The organism is Luteibacter sp., assembly GCF_051958795.1.
GTDB lineage: Bacteria > Pseudomonadota > Gammaproteobacteria > Xanthomonadales > Rhodanobacteraceae > Luteibacter.
Genome location: NZ_JBQCFT010000395.1, coordinates 1 through 3366 on the forward strand (window position 1 = coordinate 1; position 3366 = coordinate 3366).

4 protein-coding genes and 1 pseudogene are annotated in these 3366 nt (G+C 63.0%); 3 read left to right on the forward strand and 2 right to left on the reverse strand.

The annotated features are described in order from the left end of the window. The first annotated feature begins 135 nt into the window (after positions 1-135). Complete coding sequence (locus ACTHLF_RS20575) at positions 136-1197, forward strand: alpha/beta fold hydrolase (RefSeq protein WP_440329994.1); 1062 nt, start codon at positions 136-138, stop codon at positions 1195-1197. 4 nt (positions 1198-1201) lie between these two features. On the opposite strand, the gene dmeF is transcribed toward ACTHLF_RS20575, so the two are convergent. Further along, entirely contained in the window at positions 1202-2164 is a 963-nt protein-coding gene (dmeF, locus tag ACTHLF_RS20580) for a CDF family Co(II)/Ni(II) efflux transporter DmeF (RefSeq protein WP_440329996.1), read from the reverse strand. 63 nt (positions 2165-2227) lie between these two features. Here dmeF and ACTHLF_RS20585 point away from each other — a divergent pair, with 63 nt between their 5' ends. Beyond that, on the forward strand, positions 2228-2500 hold the full coding sequence (locus tag ACTHLF_RS20585; RefSeq protein ID WP_440329998.1) for a metal/formaldehyde-sensitive transcriptional repressor: 273 nt from the start codon (positions 2228-2230) through the stop codon (positions 2498-2500). Position 2501: 1 nt separating this feature from the next. Here the strand turns inward: ACTHLF_RS20585 and ACTHLF_RS20590 are convergent, their stop codons facing one another. Beyond that, entirely contained in the window at positions 2502-2837 is a 336-nt protein-coding gene (locus ACTHLF_RS20590; protein ID WP_440330000.1) for a cupin domain-containing protein, read from the reverse strand. A 456-nt stretch (positions 2838-3293) separates the two neighbouring features. Here ACTHLF_RS20590 and ACTHLF_RS20595 point away from each other — a divergent pair. Then, a pseudogene (locus ACTHLF_RS20595) lies at positions 3294-3366 on the forward strand (transposase); the annotation flags it as partial.

The window sequence follows — 3366 nt, forward strand, 5'->3', positions numbered from 1 at the left end:
GGGGGGGGGGGGCCCCACCATGCGCGGGCGGCCGCGCTCCCACAGGAACCTAACTGGCTCCGCCCGCGCTAGCGGCCGTCCCCTGCAACTGGCATCCTCACCGACGACCCATCGACGGGTAACAGGGGAAGACGGATGACCAAGCGACGACTCTCCGCCCTCGCGGCGACTGCCAGCCTAGCTATCGCCACCACGACATTCGCAGCCGAGCAGCCTCCCCTCCCACTGGTCACCGACCGCGTCTACCTCGGCCCCGCCCGCCTCGTCGATATCGGCGGCAGGCACCTGAATCTCTACTGCCGGGGCAAAGGCTCACCGGTCGTCATCTTCGATGCCGGCATGAACGACTCGACCATCGCATGGGCGCGGGTACAGCCGGAGATCAGCAAGACGCACATGACCTGCTCGTACGACCGCGCGGGCCTGGGTTACAGCGATGCGTCCGACCGGCCCTCTACTTCGGGCAATGACGTAGACGATATCCACAAGGCCTTGCAGGTCGCCCACATCAAGCCGCCCTATCTTCTCGTCGGACATTCCGCCGCGGGAATGGCTGTGCGGGTATTTGCAGATCGCGACCGCGACGAGGTCGTCGGCATGGTCAGCGTGGATGGTTCGCACGAGGACCAGACGCGCAAGGCGAAGGAGCGCGAGGCCCTCGAAGCGAAAGAGTTGCCACAACAGGCCCACCATGATGCCGAGCCCCAGCCGGATTGCGTTGCCGCCGCGAAGAGTGGCTCGATCCCGAAGAGCTCACCGGCCTTCGAACCCTGCGTCGGCACGATGTACGAAGGCGTTGACCAGGCCATCACCGATGCGACCCTGGCCGGGACGGCGTCGCTGAAGTGGCAGAAGGCCTTCGCATCGGAGATGGCCAACTTCGACACCGTCAGCGCGGACGAAACCCGTGCCACCCGCCGCGACTTTGGCGACATGCCCATCATCATGCTCACGCATGCGCCCATCCCCGCCCGCAAAGGCACGCCGCAGTCCATCCAGGACAGGCGCACCGTCGACTGGGAGCAGCTACACAACGAAGTGGCCGCCATGTCGACGCATGGCACGAACTGGATCGTTCCGCGGAGCACCCACAGCATCAACTACGACCGGCCTGAGATCGTTATCGATGCGATTGATCTGGCGCTGGAGATTGCGGCGAAGCAGGCCAGGCAGGCTCACGCCACCGCGACAAAGTAGCCTTTTACGCTGCCCGGTTCACCTCAACCGTGACGTGCGCGAGTTCGTCGTGGACAGACAAGGCCTTGCGGTAGTAATCCGCATTGACGGGCGCGTCCGTGACCAGACTCAGCACCACCGCATACTTGCCCTTCCCGACCCGCCACACGTGCAGGTGGGTAATCACGGCCGCGTTGGGGTCTTCGTCGATCACCTCGCGAATCTCCGCGACCACCGGCGCATCCATCTCGGCATCAAGCAGGACGCGGCCCGTGTCGCGCAACAATCCCCAGGCCCAAACCGTAACCAGCACGGCGCCCGCCAGGCCCATCACCGGGTCCAGCCAGCGAGCGCCCCAGATCATGCCAGCGATCAACGCAACGATGGCCAGGACGGAGGTGGCCGCATCGGCAATCACGTGCATGTAGGCGGAACGCAGGTTGAGGTCGTGATGGTGGTGTCCGTGATCGTGGCCGTGATGGGCGTGATGATGACCGTGGTCATGGCCGTGCCCATGGTGGTGATGGTCGTGGTTATCACGCAGCAGCCACGCACATGCCAGGTTGACTATGAGGCCCACGACAGCAATGGCGATCGCCTGCTCATAGTGAATCGGCAACGGGTTGAGCAGCCGTTCGAACGACTGGAACGCCATCAATCCTGCAACGCCGAGCAGCAGGATCGCCGACGAGTACCCGCCCAGCACCTCGATCTTCCAGGTACCGAAGGCGAACCGACCGTCGTGGGCGAAACGGCGTGCACAGGCGTACGCGAACGCCGAGAGACCCAGCGCCAGCGCATGCGAACTCATGTGCCAGCCATCCGCCAGCAAAGCCATGGAGTTGTAGTACCAGCCGCCGACGATCTCGATGACCATCATCGCGGCGGTGAGGTACACGGCACGGCGGGTGTTGCGCTCGGCCAACGGGTTGCCCTCGTTGAAGGCATGGCTATGCACGAACGCCGGGGCGGCTTGTTCGATGGACATGGGGGACTCTCTGGGCTACCTTGGCGGCATCCTAACCCATATACCCCTAGGGGGTATACGCCCATGTCGCATGTGAACCAGAACAAGTCCCGCCTCGTCACCCGTGTCCGCCGCCTGAAAGGCCAGCTGGAGGCACTGGAACGCGCACTGGAAGGCGATGCGGACTGCCTCGATGTGCTCACGCAGGCGGCGGCGATCCGCGGCGCATCGCAGGGGCTGATGGTCGAGCTGCTGGGAGACCACCTGCACCAGCATGTGGTGGTCGAGAAGGATGAGGCTGTGCGGGAGGCGGAGGCCGGGCAGGTGTTGCAGTTGATCAAGCGCTACCTCGGGTAGGCTACTTCACCAACTCGCTGAGCGGCTTGCCCTTCGGCACGATATACGTGCCCAGTTCCGCGGCGTTATCCGTGCCCACATTCTTCGCGCTATGCACGGTACGCGCCGGAACGAACAACACGTCGCCAGCCTTAAGGGTGACCGGCGCCTGGCCTTCGAGCTGGTACTCAATATGGCCTTCGATCACGTAGATGATTTCCTCGCCCGGGTGGCGATGGTTTGGGGCCATCGTTCCTTTGGGGAAATCGACGCGAACCTGGTATTCCTCGAAGCCGGGGATGCCGAGGTCGTGGCGGGAGAGTTGTTTGCGGGTGGTGCTTGTGGCGTCCTGACCCATGGCGGTAGGTACCGAAGAGAAGGCGACGCACAGGGCAACGCTTGTGTTTACAACTAGCGCGATACGCTTCATGTACGTGCCCCCACAAAATGGCGCTTCAACGATATGCCTTCTCGCATGAGCTGTGATCAAAATCTTGTGCTAAGTACACGTACCTTGCTGGATGGTCCTGCAATCGACTCTCTTTCGCCGTACTTGCCCAAGGTGCGCCCAGCAGCGCCGACATCAAGATGACCTTCATCTCCTGCGTCGTCCCTGCCGGGCGCCCTAGGCCGCCTTCAACGGTTCTAACTTAGCGACTGATGGACATAGAGGGTCCACTTTGCGCCTGCGCTTGCTGCTGATCCAGGCTCTGCTGTTGCAACTGAACCTCGTTCTGCCGCACCGCCGACGTCCCCCCAGATTTGAGTAGCGGCTCGGTTTCGAGTCCAATCCCCCACAAGAAGGAGATTGGACGTGAAGAAGCGTTTTTCCGAAGAACAGATCATCGGCTTCCTGCGCGAGGCCGAGGCCGGCATGCCGGTCAAGG

Excerpts from the sequence above, each read along its gene's own strand:
- ACTHLF_RS20585 (WP_440329998.1), top strand. The coding sequence starts at position 2,228 with ATGTCGCATGTGAACCAGAACAAGTCCCGCCTCGTCACCCGTGTCCGC.
- ACTHLF_RS20575 (WP_440329994.1), top strand. The coding sequence starts at position 136 with ATGACCAAGCGACGACTCTCCGCCCTCGCGGCGACTGCCAGCCTAGCT.
- dmeF (WP_440329996.1), bottom strand. The coding sequence starts at position 2,164 with ATGTCCATCGAACAAGCCGCCCCGGCGTTCGTGCATAGCCATGCCTTC.
- ACTHLF_RS20590 (WP_440330000.1), bottom strand. The coding sequence starts at position 2,837 with ATGGGTCAGGACGCCACAAGCACCACCCGCAAACAACTCTCCCGCCAC.